This is a genomic window from Burkholderia sp. 9775_39 (genome assembly GCF_015712225.1).
Classification (GTDB): Bacteria; Pseudomonadota; Gammaproteobacteria; order Burkholderiales; family Burkholderiaceae; genus Burkholderia; species Burkholderia cenocepacia.
Genome location: NZ_JACCQC010000031.1, coordinates 15,840 through 32,227, shown reverse-complemented (window position 1 = coordinate 32,227; position 16,388 = coordinate 15,840). Strand labels below are relative to the sequence as shown.

Below are 16,388 nucleotides of genomic sequence, written 5' to 3'. Positions count from 1 at the left end.
GAAACCAGGAGACAACCATGACGTTCCCCACCGCCGTCAAGATCGTCGAAGTCGGCCCGCGCGACGGGCTGCAGAACGAGAAGACCTTCGTGCCGACCGACGTGAAGATCGCGCTCGTCGACCGGCTGTCGCGCGCCGGCTTCCGCAACGTCGAGGCCGCGTCGTTCGTGTCGCCGAAATGGGTGCCGCAGATGGCCGACGGCGCCGACGTGATGGCCGGCATCGAGCGTCGCCCGGGCACCGTGTACTCGGTGCTCACGCCGAACCTGAAGGGCTTCGAGAATGCGGTTGCGGCACGGGCCGACGAAGTCGTGATCTTCGGCGCGGCGAGCGAGGCGTTCTCGCAGCGGAACATCAACTGCAGCATCGCCGAGAGCATCGCGCGCTTCGAGCCCGTCGCGAAAGCCGCGAAGGATGCGGGCCTGCGGCTGCGCGGCAGCGTGTCGTGCACGCTCGGCTGCCCGTACCAGGGCGAGGTGCCGGTCGCGTCGGTGGTCGACGTCGTCGAACGGTTCGCCGCGCTCGGCTGCGACGAGATCGACATCGCCGACACGATCGGCGCCGGCACGCCGAAGCGCACGCGCGAAGTGCTCGCGGCCGTCACGCGCGTGTTCCCGCGTGAACGGCTGTCGGGTCACTTCCACGACACCTACGGCCAGGCGCTCGCGAACATCTACGCGGCGCTGTTCGAAGGGATCGAGATCTTTCACGCATCGGTCGCGGGCCTCGGCGGCTGCCCGTACGCGAAGGGCGCGACCGGCAACGTCGCGACCGAGGACGTGCTGTACCTGATGCAGGGCCTCGGCATCGAAACCGGCATCGACCTCGCACAGGTCGTCGCCGCCGGCGATTTCATCTCGAACGCGATCGGCCGCGCGAACGTGTCGCGCGCCGGTCGTGCACTGCTCGCGAAAGCACGGAGCGCGGCCGACGCCGCGAACTGCGTCTGATCGCGCCACTCCACGGATTCATCAACATGACGACACCCGCTTCATTCGATTCCCTCCCCGATTCCGCGCGACGCGTCGCGCTACTGCTGCGCGAGCGCGGCCATGCGAAAGGCATCGTGATGCTCGCCGAAACCGGCAAGACGTCGGCCGAGGCCGCGGCCGGGCTCGGCTGCTCGGTCGCGCAGATCGCGAAGTCGATCCTGTTTCGCCGGCAGGCCGACGGCGCGCCCGTGCTGGTGATTGCGAGCGGCGTCAACCGCGTGGACGAAAGGAAGGTCGCCGAACAGGTCGGCCCGGTCGGCCGCGCGGACGCGAAGTTCGTGCGCGACAACACCGGCTATGCGATCGGCGGCGTCTGCCCGATCGGCCATCTGGTCGAACCCGTCACGCTGATCGACGCCGATCTGCTCGCACTCGACAGCCTGTGGGCCGCCGCCGGCCATCCGCACGCGGTGTTCAACCTGTCGCCGCACGAACTCGTGTCGCTCACCGGCGCGCCGGTCGCGGACGTCGCGTTGCGGGAGTCCGCATGAGCGACGTGACGATGCCGGTCGCCACGGTCGCGTCGCCGTGCACCGACGTCTGCCGGATCGATCCGCGCACCGACTGGTGCGCGGGCTGCCTGCGCACGCGCGGCGAGATCAAGGGATGGCGTACGTCGGACGACGACGCGCGGCGCGCGCTGCTCGCGCGGCTCGACGCACGGCGGCGCCTGATCGCAGGCAGCGAGACATAAAAAAAAGCCGTTCAGCCTCACGGGCGAACGGCATCGAGATCGGAATCCTGTGAACGTGATCAACGTCACAGCCCGCATCATACGAGCGACGCGGCCGCATCGCATCGGGTGTTTCCCTACAACTTCTTACAGCGCTTTTCCGAGTGCGCGCGGCGTCCGCTGGGCGTCGTTTCAAGCGCAATCTCCGTTCCCGACTCGCCCCTTCGACGGCCGCTGCATGAGCCCGCCACGGCGCCGAATCGTCTGACCGTATCAGTTGCCGACCGCCGTGCGACGCGCCGGCACGATGCGCCAGCCGAGGTTCACGCCGGCCGCCGCGAGCAGGATCAAGAGCGCGCCGACCACCTGCGTCCACGCGAGCGTCTGCCCGAACGCGACACGATCGACGACGATCGCAACGACCGGATAGACGAACGACAGCGCGCCCGTCATCGCGGTCGGCAGCTTCTGGACCGCGCCGTACAGCAACACGTACATCAGCCCGGTGTTGACGATGCCCAGCACGATCAGGTCGGCCCATTGCCCGACCGTCGCCGGCAAGGTGTCGAAGTGTGCGAACGGCGCAAGCAGCAGGACGCCGAGGCCGACCTGCAGCAGTGCGAGCAGATGCGGCGGCGTGCCCTTCAGGTGCTTCGTGATGATCGACGAGATCGCATACAGGAACGCCGCACCGAGCGACAGCGCGACCCCTTCCAGGTATTCGCCGGGCACCGCGAGCACGGCCGGCTCCACGCGCACCACGAACACCAGCCCCGCGAACGCGAGCACGAGCCACGCGACCGTCGACGCGGTGATCCGCTCGCGGAACACGATGGCGCCGAGCGCGACGAGCATGAACGGCTGGGTGTTGTAGACAGCAGTCGCCATCGAGATCGACGCGCGCGAATAGGCGGCGAAGAGCAGCAGCCAGTTCGCGACGATCGCGAGGCTGCCGAACATCGTGAGCACGAGCATCCGCGGCGAGAACAGCGAGCGGCGCAGGAAACCGAACGCCGCACAGACGATCGCGAGCGTCGCGGTGCCGAATACGCAGCGGAAGAACACGACATTGGTCAGCGGCTGCTGCGACGACATCACGAGCCAGCCGATCGTGCCGGACATCAGCATCGCGACGATCATCTCGGCGGCGCCGCGGCGAATTTCATTCGTGGCCATCAGGAACTCCGTTGAAGAGAGTGGATGACTTCGATTCTAGAAACTTGCTTTCGCCGCAACCACGGCTAAACTGAAGTGAATCAGCAGATTCACCTTCGAAAGCAAAGCAATCATGCCGAAACGCCTTTCCCCGCCTGCCGTCGCGTCGCTCGACGCGACCGACCGCGCGATCGTCGCCGCGCTGGCCGACGACGCCCGCATCGCGACCAGCGAACTCGCCCGGCAGATCGGGTTGTCGGCGCCCGCGATCGCCGACCGCGTGCGGCGGCTCGAGGCGCAAGGCGTGATCGCCGCGTTCACCGTCGAGCTCGACCCGCGCGCGCTCGGCTACACGCTGCAGGCGATCGTCCGCGTGAAGCCGCTGCCGGGCCAGTTGCATCTGGTCGAGGAGTTGCTGCGGCGGATTCCCGAATTCGTCGAATGCGACAAGGTCACCGGCGACGACTGCTTCATCTGCCGGCTCTACCTGCGCACGATCGAGCATCTCGACGACATCCTGTCGAAGGTGACGGAGCGCGCGGAGACGAGCACCGCGATCGTGAAATCGACGCCCGTCCCGCGCCGCCTGCCGCCGCTCGTCGAAGACGAGCACGCGCACCGCTGAGCCGCGAGCGGCACGCCCCGCCGAGGCGCGGGCGACCCGCGCCGGCCGCCTGCACGCACTGTCACGCAGCCGCGTCGCGCGCGTCGAAGAACGCGAGCAGTTCGTCGATCAGCGCGGCCGGCGCCTCTTCGGGAATGTAGTGCCCGCAGTCGAGCGCACGGCCGCTGACGTCGCGCGCGACGCGCCGCCATTCGTCGAGCGGATCGAAGCAGCGGCCGACGATCCCGTGCTCGCCCCACAGCACGCGCAGCGGGCACGCGACCTTGTTGCCGCGTTCGAGATCCGCACGGTCGTGCTCGAGATCGATCGTCGCCGACGCGCGGTAGTCCTCGCACATCGCGTGCACGGCGCCCGGCTGCGCGAGCGCCGCCCGGTACGCGTCGAGCGCCTCCGGCGCGAACGGCGCCAGCCCGGCCGACCGGTTGCCCATCACGCGCTCGATGTACGCATCGGTGTGCGCGCCGACCAGCGTCTCGGGCAGCGGCGCCGGCTGGATCAGGAAGAACCAGTGGAAATACGCGGTCGCGAACGCGCGATCGGTTTTCTCGTACATCGCGAGCGTCGGCGCGATGTCGAGCAGCATCATCCGCTCGACGGCATCCGCGTGATCGAGCGCGAGCCGGTGCGCGACCCGCGCGCCGCGATCGTGCGCGCATACGTGGAAATGCTCGAAGCCGAAATGCCGCATCACGGCGACCTGGTCCGCCGCCATCGCGCGTTTCGAATACGGCGTGTGCCGCGCGTCGCTCGGCGGCCGGCCCGATGCGCCGTAGCCGCGCAGGTCGGTGGCGATCACCGTGAAGTGATTCGCGAGCGTCGCGGCAACGCGATGCCAGATCATGTGGGTCTGCGGATGGCCGTGCAGCAACAGCAGCGGCGGCCCCGTGCCTCCTTTGACACCGAAAATGTCGGTGTCCTGCACCGTCACGCGAAACGGTGCAAACGCCTCAAACGACATGGTTTGTTTCTCGTTGGTTTGTTATGGCGGCTATTTTAGGAGCGCCGGCGCGTCTTCACAGCGGGGTAAGCACCCGAAACCATAGAAAGAGAACACTCACTCGATTGCCGGCACACCGCGCAGTTTGTTAAGCTCGCGTAGAATCGCACGACCGTTCGTATTAATATGAACGAACGCATTCCACAGCTACACTCGAATCACCGTCCGACCGCAACGCCCCCGGAGACTGGAGACATCACATGGCATTGCCCACCGTCCTGCAGAACCTGACGCTCCCCGTCATCGCGTCGCCGATGTTCATCGTCAGCTACCCCGAACTCGTGCTCGCGCAATGCAAGGCGGGCATCGTCGGCTCGTTCCCCGCGCTCAACGCGCGCCCGGCCGAACTGCTCGACGAGTGGCTCACGCAGATCCAGTCGGAACTCGCCGACCACAAGGCGAAACATCCCGATGCGGTGATCGGCCCGATCGCGGTCAACCAGATCGTCCACCAGTCGAACGCGCGGCTCGAACACGACGTGCGCGTGTGCGTCGAGCACAAGGTGCCGATCTTCATCACGAGCCTGCGCGCACCGGCGCGCGAGATCGTCGATGCGGTGCACAGCTACGGCGGCATCGTGCTGCACGACGTGATCAACCTGCGCCACGCGCAGAAGGCGCTCGAAGCGGGCGTCGACGGGCTGATCCTCGTCGCGGCCGGCGCCGGCGGCCACGCGGGCACGACGTCGCCGTTCGCGCTGGTCGGCGAAGTCCGCAAGATCTTCGACGGTCCGATCGTGCTGTCCGGCTCGATCGCGAACGGCGGCTCGATCCTCGCCGCGCAAGCGATGGGCGCCGACTTCGCGTACATGGGCACGCGTTTCATCGCGACGCAGGAAGCGCACGCGATCGACGACTACAAGCACGCGATCCTGAACGCGAAATCGTCGGACATCATCTACACGAACCTCTTCACGGGCGTGCACGGCAACTACATCCGCGAGAGCATCGAGAAGGCCGGCCTCGATCCGGACGCGCTGCCGGAATCCGACAAGACCAAGATGAATTTCGGCAGCGACAAAACGAAGGCGTGGAAGGACATCTGGGGTGCGGGCCAGGGCGTCGGCCTGATGGACGACCTGCCGAGCGTGGGTGCGCTCGTCGAGCGGCTCAAGCGCGAATACGACGACGCGAAGGCGCGGCTCGGCATCCCGCGCTGACGGAGGCGGCGGCCATCGCGGCCGCCATCGACGCGAAATCGTCGAGCCAAGCAAAAAGCGCGAACCGCAGCGGTTCGCGCTTTTTTTATTGCCCCGCCGCGGCGGACGATGCGGGTCAGACCGCGTGCTTCATCCGCGTGATCGGCAGCACGCGCAGACGCGCTTCGATGGACGGGCACAACGACTGCCCTTCGAAGCGCGCAGCCAGGAAGTCGACGAACGAGCGCACCTTCGCGGACACGTGACGACGGCTCGCGTACACCGCGTAGATCGGCGCCTCGTGCGGCGGCACCGAATCGAGCAGCACCGGCACGAGCCGGCCCGACTCGATGTCGTCGCCGACCACTTCGGTGCCGAGCAGCGCGATGCCCGCGCCGGCGAGCACGGCCGCGCGCAGCCCTTCGAGATGGTTCACGATCAGGTTGCCGTTCAGGCTCACGCGCGACGCGGCGGCCGCGTCGATCACCAGCGAATCGAGCATCGTCGAATTCGAATCGCGCCGCAGGTAGTTGTGGTTCGCGAGATCGGCGATCGTCTGCGGCGTGCCACGCTTCTCGAGATACTCGGGCGACGCGACCAGCAGGATGTGCGCGGTCGCGATCTGGCGCGCGACCAGCGACGACGATTTCAGGCCGTTCGGCGCCGCGCGCACCGCGACGTCGTAGCCTTCCTCGATCAGGTCGACCACGCGATCGGAGAGCGTCATGTCGACCGTCACGTCCGGGAACCGACCCGCGTAATCGGTGACGGCCTGCATCACGTGCCGCAGCCCGAACGCGGACAGCGACGTCACGCGCAGCCGGCCCTGCGGCACCACGCTCGCGGCGCCGACGGCCTGACCGGCTTCGTCGAGTTCGGACAGCGCCTGCACGAGGCGCTCATAGTATTCACGTCCGGCCTCGGTGGGCGCGACGCGTCGTGTCGTGCGATGCAGCAGCCGCGCGCCGAGCTGCTGCTCGAGGTGCATCACGTGCTTGCTCGCCATCGCCGCCGACATCTGCATGCGCTCCGCCGCGCCGACGAAGCTGCCCACTTCGACGACGTAGCGAAACACATTCATGCTGACGAGGGTATCCATCGAACTAGCTCGCAATCCCGGGGGAATCAACCAATTACGAGATAGGGTAACAAAGGCGAGGAAACAGAAAGGTCAAGAAAGGCAAAACGGCGCCGCGGGTGGCGGCGCCGTTTCGGGCGGGAAAACATGCAGCCAAAACGCGCGATTGACGCGCGCGGCCGGCGCGCCGATCGCGCGTGCGCGTCAGAACTTCGCGCGGATGCCTGCGCCGAACGTGTTGCCGGTCGACAGGCCGCTGATGTGGTCGTTCATGTAGGCCGCGTAGACGTCGGTGCGCTTGGACAGCGGATAGTCGTAGCCGACGGCCCAGGTCTGGCGCGTCTGGTCGAGGCCGCCCGCGTCGCGCGAGTACGCATACGACGCCATCGCGTTGCCCACGCCGAGCGGCACCGACACGCCGCCCTGCGCGGTGTTCACGTGCCAGCTGCCCGCGACCTGGTCGTTCTTCGTGTACATGTACTGGCCGAACAGCTTCACGAGCTTCAGGTCGTAGGTCGCGCCGACCAGCGCGATGCCCTGGCTCTTCATGCCGGTCACGAGCGCGCTCAGATCCTGCGGGCCGTTGTTGAAGTTCACGTACTGATAGACGGCGGTCGCCGCGAACGGGCCGTTCGCATAGTTGAACTGCGCGCTCCACTTCTTCGAACGGTTGTCGCCGGCCTGGTTGCCGAGTGCGTACATCGCGCCGAAATTCAGGCCACCGAACGAAGGCGACGTGTACGACAGCGCGTTGTTCCAGCCCGAATCGCCGACCGCGCCCTGGTCGCTCGGATAGGTCGGGAACGTGCCGAGGCCGAGGAACACGTGGTACACCATCGGCGAGAAGGTGTACGAGTCGTAGAACGGGTTGAACAGGATCGTCGACAGGAACAGGTGCGTCGTCAGGCGGCCTGCCGTCACCGTGCCGTACGGCGAGCTGATGCCGACGTACGCGTTGCGCGCGAAGAACGTGTCGCCCTGGAAGCGGCCGTACTGGCCGTTCTGCGCGCGGAAGAAGCTCTCCATCGTGAAGATCGCCTTGTAGCCGCCGCCGAGGTCCTCCGCGCCGTGCAGGCCCCAGTACGACGTCGACATGCCGCCGCCCGACACGTTCCACGCACGATTGCCGCCCGGGAACTTGGTGGCGCCGACCCATTCGTCGACCTGACCGTAGAGCGAGACGCTCGACTGCGCATGGACGGGGGCGGCCGCCACGCAGGCGGCTGCGGCGATCAGCTTGACGGACGTGCGCGACGCACGGCGAGCGAATGCTTTCATGGGATCTCCAGGTTTTGTCGAATAGTCGATAAGTGGCGCGAGCGTTGTTTTTTGGAGCCGAGTGCTTGCGTCGTATGGGGCGCAGCCATCTTTACGGATCATTCGTCCGGTCAAAATTGCGCACACTTATTGCTGGTATAGCGCCAGCCTTAACTTCGCGGAACGTATCCATGGCCGGATGCACGGCGGCGGCCCGGCGCGAACGCGGTCGCACGGGCGGGCGGCGGCGTGGCATGCGCGTGCCGGGCGCGAAAGATAGCGCAATGCGGCGGGAAAATCAGCGGAAATCTGCGCGCGACTGTGGCGAATTCGCATCAGCCGGCGGGGGGACGCGCGCCGGGGCGCTCAGTTTCGGTAGAACGGGGAGAAAAACGGCGAGTGCGCAGGCTCTTCCTGCGAGCGGGGCGGCGGCATCGGACGACCGCCGCGCTCCTCGTTGTAGCGGGCGACGTCGGCGCGGATCGAACCGGCGCGCAGCGGGACGTTGCCGCCGCCCGGTGGGCGCGGCATCTGGCGGACCTCGGCGCTGATCGGCCGATACGGGCTTTGCGCGGCGTAATGGCCGTACGACGGCGTCGGGCGCAGCCCCCAGCGGGAGCCGGAGCCGCTGACGCCGCCGGGACGTACGCCGGCAGGCGGCGCGGCGCGGCGCCAGACGGGACCGCCGGCGGCCGCCTGACCGTACGCGCGCATGTCGCCGCCACCGAAGCCGTGGCCGCCGAACCCGTGACCGCCATGGGGCGGCTGGGCGAGCGCGAGCGGCATCAGCAGCGTGCCGAGCACGCCTGCCACCCATCGTCCGATCTTCCGTTTCACCCGTTCCGTCATCGTTCCGTGCCCATCGACGCCCGCCGTCGGCTCCTTTCGGCCGACCCAAGGCTTTCAGCAGTAATTTATGAGCGGGCGGAAAGTGTGTCGAGCCAAAAAGTGTTATGTCGCCGGCATCGGTGTAACACCATGTTACTGCTAGGTTTTTTCACTTCGGGGCGCGATCGCGACAGAACATTCTTCTGCTGTTTTGCGTGAGGCCGGACAGGTGTGGCGGACGCCATTGCATGCAACAGATTCATCAATCGATTCTCACAATGAATTTGTGTAGTGAATCGCCAACCGCGACAATGACGCCATCCGCGCGCGCGACGCGCGCCTTTGCCGCCCGTGCTGTTTCCGAATCGAGTTCCCGATGGCCCGTCCCCGTTTTCTTCCCGACAACTTCACGCTCGCGCTGGTCGGCACCGTCGTGCTCGCGAGCCTGCTGCCCTGCCGCGGCCCGGCCGCCCATGCGTTCAACTGGGCGACCAACATCGCGGTCGGCCTGCTGTTTTTCCTGCACGGCGCGAAACTGTCGCGCGAAGCCGTCGTCGCCGGCGCGACCCACTGGCGGCTGCACGCGGTCGTGCTGCTCAGCACGTTCGCGCTGTTCCCGCTGCTCGGCCTCGCGCTGAAGCCCGTGCTGCAGCCGCTCGTCACGCCGACGCTGTATGCGGGCGTGCTGTTCCTGTGCACGCTGCCGTCGACGGTCCAGTCGTCGATCGCGTTCACGTCGATCGCGAAGGGCAACGTGCCGGCCGCCGTGTGCGCGGCATCCGCGTCGAGCCTGCTCGGGATCTTCGTCACGCCGGCGCTCGTCGGGCTGATGATCACGTCGCAGTCGGCCGCCGCGGCGTCGCCGTGGAGCACCGTCGGCAGCATCGTGATGCAGCTGCTCGTGCCGTTCATCGCCGGCCAGTTGCTGCGGCCGGTAATCGGCGGCTGGATCGACCGCAATCGCGGCGTGCTGCGCTTCGTCGACCAGGGCTCGATCCTGCTGGTCGTCTACGTCGCGTTCAGCGAGGCCGTCAACGAAGGGTTGTGGCACCAGATTCCGCCGCACGCGCTCGGCGGCCTGCTCGTCGTCAACCTCGTGCTGCTCGCGATCGCGCTGCTGCTGACCGCGTTCGTCAGCAAGCGGCTCGGCTTCAACCGCGCGGACCAGATCACGATCATCTTCTGCGGCTCGAAGAAGAGCCTCGCGGCCGGTGTGCCGATGGCGAAGGTGATCTTCTCGGCGAACGCGGTCGGCGCGATCGTGCTGCCGCTGATGCTGTTCCACCAGATCCAGCTGATGGCGTGCGCGGCGCTCGCGCAGCGCTGGGGCGCACGCGACACGAGCGGCGAGCACGACGAGGGCGATGCGGCTGCCGCGTCGGGGGCGCTGAGCACGGGCAAGCGCTGACGCGTCGGGGGCGCGATGGCCGCCGGTGGCGGCCTTCCGCCTTCCGCACCCGGCCCTCCACCTTTCGCACGCACCCTCCCGTCCGCCCCCTTCGCACCACGCGCCCGCGCGGGCCCGGCGCGGTGCACCGGCAACGCCCCCTCGTGTCACGAAATCTTCATTCAATTCTCCGCGAGCGGTGCCGTTAAGTCGGGCGTCCCGTCGATTCGGCTGCCCTCGCCCATGCCCGCGCTTCCCTCCGATTCCGCTGTCGCCCGCACCACGCGCCTGATCGCGGATCGCGCGCTCGCCGCCGTGTTCCAGCCGATCGTCGACCTCGGGTCGGGGACGGTCGTCGGTTACGAGGGGCTGATCCGCGGCCCGCGCGGCACCGACCTCGAACCACCCGCCGCGCTGTTCGCGCAGGCCGCGCGCGAAGGCGAAACCATCGCGCTCGAACGGGCCGCCGCACTCACCTGCCTCGACGCGTTCGCGGCGCTCGGCTGCGACGGCAAGCTGTTCCTCAATTTCAGCGCGGGCACGATCCTCACGCTCGCCAGCGAACGCGAGCGCACCCGCCAGTTTCTCGGCCGTGCGCGCGTCGGCGCCGAGCGCATCGTGATCGAGCTCACCGAGCAGAACGCGATTCCCGACGTCGCGCACATCGGGCCGGCGGTCGCGTCGCTGCGCGACGCCGGCATCCAGTTCGCGCTCGACGACTACGGCACCGCGAACGCGAGCATGAACCTGTGGCTGCGCCTGCATCCGGACGTCGTGAAGATCGACCGTTTCTTCATCCACGACATCGCGCGCGACCCGCTCAAGTTCGAAGCGGTGAAGGCGATGCAGCACTTCGCGCTGGCGAGCGGCGCGCAGCTGATCGCGGAAGGCATCGAGAACGAATGCGACCTGATCGTCGTGCGCGACATGGGCATCTGCTGCGTGCAGGGCTTCCTGCTCGGCCGGCCGAACGCGCAGCCGTCGCGGGTGGTCGCGCCGGCCGCGCGCGACGCGATCCGCGCGCCGCACATCGCGGTGTTTCCCGGCGTGACGCGCGCGGTGCGGCCGGCCGGCACGATCGCCGGGAAGATGCTCGTACCCGCCCCGGCGCTGCCGCGCGACGCGACCAGCAACGACGTGCTCGAGCTGTTCAACCGGATGCCCGACCTGCACGCGGTCGCGCTCGTCGAGCGCGGGCGGCCCGTCGCGCTCGTGAATCGCCGCGGCTTCATCGACCGTTTCGCGCTGCCGTATCACCGCGAGGTGTTCGGCAAGAAACCGTGCCTGCAGTTCGCGAACGATGCGCCGCTGATGATCGACGTCGCGACGACCTTCGAGCAGCTCGCGCTGCTGCTCGCGAGCCACGACCAGCGCTATCTCGCGGACGGCTTCGTGATCACCGACCACGGCCGCTATGTCGGGCTCGGCACCGGCGAGAGCCTCGTGCGCGCGGTGACCGAGATGCGCATCGAGGCCGCGCGCTACGCGAATCCGCTGACGTTCCTGCCCGGCAACATCCCGATCAGCGCGCACATCGACCGCCTGCTCCAACGCGACGCCGGCTTTCATGCGTGCTACGTCGACCTGAACCAGTTCAAGCCGTTCAACGACCAGTACGGCTACTGGCAGGGCGACGAAGTGCTGAAATTCGCCGCGACGGTGCTGGCCGGCGTGTGCGACCCGCAGCGCGACTTTCTCGGCCACGTCGGCGGCGACGATTTCCTCGTGCTGTTCCAGCGCGACGACTGGCGCGAGCGGGCCGCCGACGCGATCGCGCGCTTCAACGACGGCGCGCAGCTCTTCTACACGCAGGCCGACCGGCAGGCGGGCGGGCTGCGCGGCGAGGATCGCCACGGCAACCCGGCGTTCTTCGGCTTCGTGACGATGGCGATCGGCGCGGTCGGCGTGCCGGCCGGCGCGCACGGCGCCAAACGCTACGGCAGCGACGAGATCGCGTCGGTCGCGGCGCTCGCGAAGCGGCGGGCGAAGCAGCAGCCGGACGGGCTCGCGGTCGTCGATCTCGATGCCGGCCGCGCCGCGCTGCGCCATCGCGGCGAACCGCCGGCCGTGGCGGGGGCGGCAGGCTGAACCGCGCGCCGCCGCGGACGCACGGAACAGCTAGACGCCTGCGCACCGTGCGAAGAAACCGATGCCGGTGCGACGCAAGGTTCGGCGGTTGCGCCGCCGGCCCTCATCGTCGCGCGCGAAGTCCACGGGGCAGCACGCCTTCATGCGCGCCGCCGGCTCGCGCTCCTTAAGCTGTTTCCCGCGGCACCGTCGATGCCGCCCGACGCCCTCACACGCACCTTGCCTTTTTCGCGTTTTGTTTAGTATTTTTAGTAACGGAGTTTTCGCAGATTAGCGCTTAAAAACCCGCTATTTTCGGGTATTCCCCGGTTATCCGGCCCGAATTCGGCGATGCGTTTTACTATACAATCGCTTTCACCCTAAACAAACCGGACCCCGAACGATGGGTACGACCATTCGCGATGTGGCGCGGGCGGCAGAGGTCTCGATCGGCACCGTCTCCCGCGCGCTGAAAAACCAGCCGGGCCTGTCCGAAGCGACGCGTGCGCGCATCGTCGAGATCGCGCAGCAGCTCGGCTACGATCCCGCGCAGTTGCGGCCGCGCATCCGCCGGCTCACCTTCCTGCTGCACCGCCAGCACAACCGCTTTCCGGCCAGCCCGTTCTTCTCGCACGTGCTGCACGGCGTCGAGGACGCCTGCCGCGAGCGCGGCATCGTGCCGACGCTGCTCACGGTCGGCCCGAACGACGACGTGCTGCGCCAGATGCGTCCGCACGCGCCCGACGCGATCGCGGTGGCCGGCTTCATCGAGCCCGAGACGATCGAGGCGCTCGCCGCCACGGGCCGGCCGCTCGTGCTGATCGACCTGTGGGCGCCCGGGTTGCGCTCGGTCAACATCGACAACGCGACGGGCGCGGCGCTCGCGATGCGCCACCTGCTCGCCACCGGCCGCTCGCGGATCGCCTTCATCGGCGGCTCGCCCGCGCACTACAGCATCGCGCAGCGCGCGATCGGCTACCGGCGCGCGTTCTTCGAAGCCGGGCGGCTGTTCGATCCCGCCTACGAAGTGACGATCGACGCGGGGCTCGACCCGGACACGGGCGCCGCGCGCGCGATGGAGCAACTGCTCGACGCGCCGGGCCCGCGCCCCGAAGCCGTGTTCGCGTACAACGACGCGGCCGCGCTGGCCGCGCAGCGCGTGTGCACCGCGCGCGGCCTGCGGATTCCGGACGACATCGCGATCGTCGGCTTCGACAACATCCCGGCCGCCGCGCACGCGAGCCCGCCGCTCACGACGCTCGCGGTCGACAAGGAAGCGCTCGGCCGCCGCGGCGTCGAGCTGCTGCTCGCCGAAGCGCCCGAGCGCACCGAGATTTCCCTGCCCGTCGAGCTGATCGTGCGGGCCAGCAGCCAGCCCGCCGGCTCCCCGGCACTCGATACCGTAACGGCCACCGAATCATGAACATGCCTCCGGTCCAACCCTGCACGGCCGCGCCGGCCGCCCACACGCAAGCCGCACCGTTCGTCGCGAGCTTTCGCGATCCGTCGTTCCTGCTGTCGCACATCGAAGACACGCTGCGCTTCTACGCGACCCACGCCTTCGACCCGACGGGCGGCTTCTACCATTACTTCCGCGACGACGGCAGCATCTACAACCGCACGTCGCGCCACCTCGTCAGCAGTTGCCGGTTCGTCTTCAACTACGCGATGGCGTACCGCCATTTCGGTGATCCGCGTCACCTCGACTACGCGCGCCACGGGCTGCGCTTCCTGCGCGACGCGCACTGGGACGACACGCTGCAGGGCTACGACTGGGAACTCGACTGGCGCGACGGCGCGAAGCGCGCGACGCTCGACGGCACGCGCCACTGCTACGGGCTCGCGTTCGTGCTGCTCGCGGCCGCGCACGCGACGATGGCCGGCATCGACGAAGCGCGCCCGCTGATCGCCGCCACCTACGAACTCGCCGAGCACCGCTTCTGGGATGCGGCCGCGGGCCTGTATGCGGACGACGCGACGGCGAACTGGAACGTGTCGTCGTATCGCGGCCAGAACGCGAACATGCACATGACGGAAGCGCTGCTCGCCGCGTACGAGGCGACCGGCCACCTCACGTACCTCGATCGCGCGGAAAAGCTCGCCACCCACATCACGCAGCGCCAGGCCGCGCTGTCGGGCGGCCTCGTGTGGGAGCACTACCATGCGGACTGGTCGATCGACTGGGACTACAACAAGGAAGACAGCTCGAACATCTTCCGTCCGTGGGGCTTCCAGCCCGGACACCAGACCGAATGGGCGAAGCTGCTGCTGATCCTCGAGCGGCACCGCCCGCTCGACTGGCTCGCGCCGCGCGCGGCCGAGCTGTTCGACGCGGCGCTCACGCACGCGTGGGACGCCGATCACGGCGGCCTGTACTACGGCTTCGGCCCCGACTTCACGATCTGCGACCACAACAAGTATTTCTGGGTGCAGGCGGAAACCTTCGCGGCGGCCGCGATGCTCGGCGCGCGCACCGGCAGCGAGCGCTTCTGGGACTGGTACGACGAGATCTGGCGCTACAGCTGGGCGCATTTCGTCGATCACCGCTACGGCGCGTGGTATCGAATCCTCACCTGCGACAACCGCAAGTACAGCGACGAGAAAAGCCCGGCCGGCAAGACCGACTATCACACGATGGGCGCCTGCTACGACGTGCTCGCGACCCTCGCGCGCGCGCAACGCAGCGAGCCGACGCAATGAGCGGCGGCACGTTTCCGGCTTTCGTGTCGGCGGGCGACATCCTGACCGACATGGTGCGCGCGGGCGATGCGCAGTGGACGTCGGTGCCGGGCGGCGCCGGCTGGAACGTCGCGCGCGCGGTCGCGCGGCTCGGCGTGCCGAGCGCGCTCGCCGGCGCGATCGGCGAAGACTGCTTCTCCGACGTGCTGTGGCACACGAGCGAAGCGGCCGGGCTCGACCTGCGCTTCCTGCAGCGCGTCGCGCGGCCGCCGCTGCTCGCGATCGTCCACGAGACGCGCCCGCCCGCGTACTTCTTCATCGGCGAAGCGAGCGCCGACCTCGCATTCGATCCCGCCCGGCTGCCGGCCGGCTGGACCGAACACGTGAAATGGGCGCATTTCGGCTGCATCAGCCTCGTGCGCGAACCGCTCGCGGGCACGCTGGCCGCGCTCGCGGCCGACCTGCACGCGCGCGGCGTGAAGATCAGCTTCGATCCGAACTGCCGGAACCTGATGACGGCCGCGTACCGGCCGACGCTCGAGAAGATGGCCGCCCTCGCCGACCTGATCAAGGTGTCCGACGAGGACCTGCGGCACCTGTTCGGCGGCGACGGCCCCGACGCGATCGCGGCGGTGCGCGCGCTGAATCCGCGGGCGGCCGTGCTGGTCACGCGCGGCGCGCAGGCGGCGACGCTCTACGCGGACGGCGACGTGCACGAAGCCAGCCCGCCGCGCGTCGAGGTGGCCGACACGGTCGGCGCGGGCGACGCGTCGATCGGCGGGCTGCTGTTCAGCCTGATGGCCGCGCCGCAGCGCGGCTGGCGCGAGCATCTCGCGTTCGCACTGGCGGCCGGCGCCGCCGCGTGCCGGCACACGGGCGCGCACGCGCCGACGCTCGACGAGGTCGTCGCGCTGCTCGAAGGTTGAAGGGACGTTGAAGGAACGGTGACCGGTCGCTGATCGGTCACTGATAAACCGCACTCACCATGCTGCGCCGCAGTGCTACGATGAAGCGTCCTATTGCGGGAGAGGCACGATGGACACGAACACGTTCACCAAAGGCATCTATACGGCCAAGGCGCATACGCACCGCGCGGACAACGGCGAGTTTCAGGGCTACGTGATCCTCGCGCGGGACGACGGCGACGAGACGGAGAACATGCGCTACGACGTTCACACGACGAGTTCGAGCGAGGAAGAAGCGTTCGAGGAAGCGAAGGCGCTCGCGCACCGGATTCTCGGCGAAATCGAACTGTAAGGCGCGAGCCGTCATGCGCGCGTCGCGGCCCGGCCGCGACGCGCCGCCTGCGGCTCAGAGCAGCCGCGCCACCATCGATACCAGCATCGTCAGCACCAGCGTCGACATGAACGGGAACGGGTAGCGCCGCCCGCCGAGCGTCAGCGTGACGTCGCCCGGCATCCGGCCGATGCCGAGCTTGCCGAGCCACGGCCAGCAGCGCATCAGGATCATCACCGCGACAAACGACGCCATCAGCCAGCGCAACATGAGGG

At 68.3% G+C, this 16,388-nt stretch carries 17 protein-coding genes; 11 read left to right on the top strand and 6 right to left on the bottom strand.

The annotated features are described in order from the left end of the window. Window positions 1–17: 17 nt before the first annotated feature. From H0X90_RS29985 to H0X90_RS29975, 3 genes are read left to right on the top strand one after another with little or no spacing between them, the layout of a single operon-like run. Window positions 18–950 carry a hydroxymethylglutaryl-CoA lyase gene (locus H0X90_RS29985; protein WP_077189582.1) on the top strand — a complete coding sequence of 311 codons (933 nt, stop codon included), beginning with the start codon at window positions 18–20 and terminating at the stop codon, window positions 948–950. Between the two features lie 26 nt (window positions 951–976). Further along, window positions 977–1,483 (top strand): YbaK/EbsC family protein, encoded by a 507-nt coding sequence (locus H0X90_RS29980; RefSeq protein ID WP_006488642.1) that lies wholly within the window; start codon window positions 977–979, stop codon window positions 1,481–1,483. Further along, on the top strand, window positions 1,480–1,686 hold the full coding sequence (locus tag H0X90_RS29975) for a DUF1289 domain-containing protein (protein WP_006488644.1): 207 nt from the start codon (window positions 1,480–1,482) through the stop codon (window positions 1,684–1,686). The genes H0X90_RS29980 and H0X90_RS29975 overlap by 4 nt, the downstream gene beginning before the upstream one ends. A 252-nt stretch (window positions 1,687–1,938) precedes the next feature. On the opposite strand, the gene H0X90_RS29970 is transcribed toward H0X90_RS29975, so the two are convergent. Further along, window positions 1,939–2,841 (bottom strand): DMT family transporter, encoded by a 903-nt coding sequence (locus tag H0X90_RS29970; protein ID WP_006488637.1) that lies wholly within the window; start codon window positions 2,839–2,841, stop codon window positions 1,939–1,941. Between the two features lie 112 nt (window positions 2,842–2,953). Between H0X90_RS29970 and H0X90_RS29965 the strand changes: the two genes are divergently transcribed. Further along, complete coding sequence (locus H0X90_RS29965) at window positions 2,954–3,445, top strand: Lrp/AsnC family transcriptional regulator (RefSeq protein WP_077189583.1); 492 nt, start codon at window positions 2,954–2,956, stop codon at window positions 3,443–3,445. A gap of 61 nt (window positions 3,446–3,506) precedes the next feature. Here H0X90_RS29965 and H0X90_RS29960 read toward each other — a convergent pair whose 3' ends face one another. Continuing rightward, window positions 3,507–4,403 (bottom strand): alpha/beta fold hydrolase, encoded by an 897-nt coding sequence (locus tag H0X90_RS29960; RefSeq protein ID WP_006495468.1) that lies wholly within the window; start codon window positions 4,401–4,403, stop codon window positions 3,507–3,509. A 239-nt stretch (window positions 4,404–4,642) separates the two neighbouring features. Here H0X90_RS29960 and H0X90_RS29955 point away from each other — a divergent pair, with 239 nt between their 5' ends. Next, window positions 4,643–5,602 carry a nitronate monooxygenase family protein gene (locus H0X90_RS29955; protein ID WP_006488640.1) on the top strand — a complete coding sequence of 320 codons (960 nt, stop codon included), beginning with the start codon at window positions 4,643–4,645 and terminating at the stop codon, window positions 5,600–5,602. Window positions 5,603–5,717: 115 nt separating this feature from the next. Here the strand turns inward: H0X90_RS29955 and H0X90_RS29950 are convergent, their stop codons facing one another. The 3 genes from H0X90_RS29950 to H0X90_RS29940 all read right to left on the bottom strand — a co-directional run bounded on the left by H0X90_RS29950 (window position 5,718) and on the right by H0X90_RS29940 (window position 8,765). Beyond that, the gene (locus H0X90_RS29950) at window positions 5,718–6,680 is read right to left on the bottom strand and encodes a LysR family transcriptional regulator (protein ID WP_077189584.1); all 963 of its coding nucleotides are present in this window, start codon (window positions 6,678–6,680) and stop codon (window positions 5,718–5,720) included. A gap of 183 nt (window positions 6,681–6,863) precedes the next feature. Next, a complete protein-coding gene (locus H0X90_RS29945; protein WP_077189585.1) occupies window positions 6,864–7,937 on the bottom strand; it encodes a porin in 1,074 nt (357 codons plus the stop codon). A gap of 345 nt (window positions 7,938–8,282) precedes the next feature. Next, entirely contained in the window at window positions 8,283–8,765 is a 483-nt protein-coding gene (locus H0X90_RS29940; RefSeq protein WP_034201267.1) for a hypothetical protein, read from the bottom strand. 355 nt (window positions 8,766–9,120) lie between these two features. On the opposite strand from H0X90_RS29940, the gene H0X90_RS29935 reads away from it, so the two are divergent. From H0X90_RS29935 to H0X90_RS29910, 6 genes are all read left to right on the top strand, one after another. Continuing rightward, window positions 9,121–10,152 (top strand): bile acid:sodium symporter family protein, encoded by a 1,032-nt coding sequence (locus tag H0X90_RS29935; protein ID WP_077189586.1) that lies wholly within the window; start codon window positions 9,121–9,123, stop codon window positions 10,150–10,152. Between the two features lie 222 nt (window positions 10,153–10,374). Next, entirely contained in the window at window positions 10,375–12,219 is a 1,845-nt protein-coding gene (locus tag H0X90_RS29930; RefSeq protein ID WP_077189587.1) for a phosphodiesterase, read from the top strand. A 382-nt stretch (window positions 12,220–12,601) separates the two neighbouring features. Beyond that, window positions 12,602–13,621 carry a LacI family DNA-binding transcriptional regulator gene (locus H0X90_RS29925; protein ID WP_006482178.1) on the top strand — a complete coding sequence of 340 codons (1,020 nt, stop codon included), beginning with the start codon at window positions 12,602–12,604 and terminating at the stop codon, window positions 13,619–13,621. Beyond that, window positions 13,618–14,898 (top strand): AGE family epimerase/isomerase, encoded by a 1,281-nt coding sequence (locus tag H0X90_RS29920; protein WP_034201266.1) that lies wholly within the window; start codon window positions 13,618–13,620, stop codon window positions 14,896–14,898. The genes H0X90_RS29925 and H0X90_RS29920 overlap by 4 nt, the downstream gene beginning before the upstream one ends. Then, entirely contained in the window at window positions 14,895–15,803 is a 909-nt protein-coding gene (locus tag H0X90_RS29915; RefSeq protein WP_006495474.1) for a carbohydrate kinase, read from the top strand. The genes H0X90_RS29920 and H0X90_RS29915 overlap by 4 nt, the downstream gene beginning before the upstream one ends. A 109-nt stretch (window positions 15,804–15,912) precedes the next feature. Then, on the top strand, window positions 15,913–16,134 hold the full coding sequence (locus tag H0X90_RS29910; protein ID WP_006484657.1) for a hypothetical protein: 222 nt from the start codon (window positions 15,913–15,915) through the stop codon (window positions 16,132–16,134). 54 nt (window positions 16,135–16,188) lie between these two features. On the opposite strand, the gene H0X90_RS29905 is transcribed toward H0X90_RS29910, so the two are convergent. After that, on the bottom strand, window positions 16,189–16,383 hold the full coding sequence (locus tag H0X90_RS29905; RefSeq protein WP_069353162.1) for a DUF2905 domain-containing protein: 195 nt from the start codon (window positions 16,381–16,383) through the stop codon (window positions 16,189–16,191). Window positions 16,384–16,388: the final 5 nt, after the last annotated feature.

Coding starts and splice junctions, on each gene's coding strand:
- H0X90_RS29950 (WP_077189584.1), bottom strand. CDS start 6,680: ATGGATACCCTCGTCAGCATGAATGTGTTTCGCTACGTCGTCGAAGTG.
- H0X90_RS29925 (WP_006482178.1), top strand. CDS start 12,602: ATGGGTACGACCATTCGCGATGTGGCGCGGGCGGCAGAGGTCTCGATC.
- H0X90_RS29980 (WP_006488642.1), top strand. CDS start 977: ATGACGACACCCGCTTCATTCGATTCCCTCCCCGATTCCGCGCGACGC.
- H0X90_RS29905 (WP_069353162.1), bottom strand. CDS start 16,383: ATGTTGCGCTGGCTGATGGCGTCGTTTGTCGCGGTGATGATCCTGATG.
- H0X90_RS29915 (WP_006495474.1), top strand. CDS start 14,895: ATGAGCGGCGGCACGTTTCCGGCTTTCGTGTCGGCGGGCGACATCCTG.
- H0X90_RS29930 (WP_077189587.1), top strand. CDS start 10,375: ATGCCCGCGCTTCCCTCCGATTCCGCTGTCGCCCGCACCACGCGCCTG.
- H0X90_RS29935 (WP_077189586.1), top strand. CDS start 9,121: ATGGCCCGTCCCCGTTTTCTTCCCGACAACTTCACGCTCGCGCTGGTC.
- H0X90_RS29975 (WP_006488644.1), top strand. CDS start 1,480: ATGAGCGACGTGACGATGCCGGTCGCCACGGTCGCGTCGCCGTGCACC.
- H0X90_RS29945 (WP_077189585.1), bottom strand. CDS start 7,937: ATGAAAGCATTCGCTCGCCGTGCGTCGCGCACGTCCGTCAAGCTGATC.
- H0X90_RS29960 (WP_006495468.1), bottom strand. CDS start 4,403: ATGTCGTTTGAGGCGTTTGCACCGTTTCGCGTGACGGTGCAGGACACC.
- H0X90_RS29985 (WP_077189582.1), top strand. CDS start 18: ATGACGTTCCCCACCGCCGTCAAGATCGTCGAAGTCGGCCCGCGCGAC.
- H0X90_RS29910 (WP_006484657.1), top strand. CDS start 15,913: ATGGACACGAACACGTTCACCAAAGGCATCTATACGGCCAAGGCGCAT.
- H0X90_RS29970 (WP_006488637.1), bottom strand. CDS start 2,841: ATGGCCACGAATGAAATTCGCCGCGGCGCCGCCGAGATGATCGTCGCG.
- H0X90_RS29940 (WP_034201267.1), bottom strand. CDS start 8,765: ATGACGGAACGGGTGAAACGGAAGATCGGACGATGGGTGGCAGGCGTG.
- H0X90_RS29955 (WP_006488640.1), top strand. CDS start 4,643: ATGGCATTGCCCACCGTCCTGCAGAACCTGACGCTCCCCGTCATCGCG.
- H0X90_RS29920 (WP_034201266.1), top strand. CDS start 13,618: ATGAACATGCCTCCGGTCCAACCCTGCACGGCCGCGCCGGCCGCCCAC.
- H0X90_RS29965 (WP_077189583.1), top strand. CDS start 2,954: ATGCCGAAACGCCTTTCCCCGCCTGCCGTCGCGTCGCTCGACGCGACC.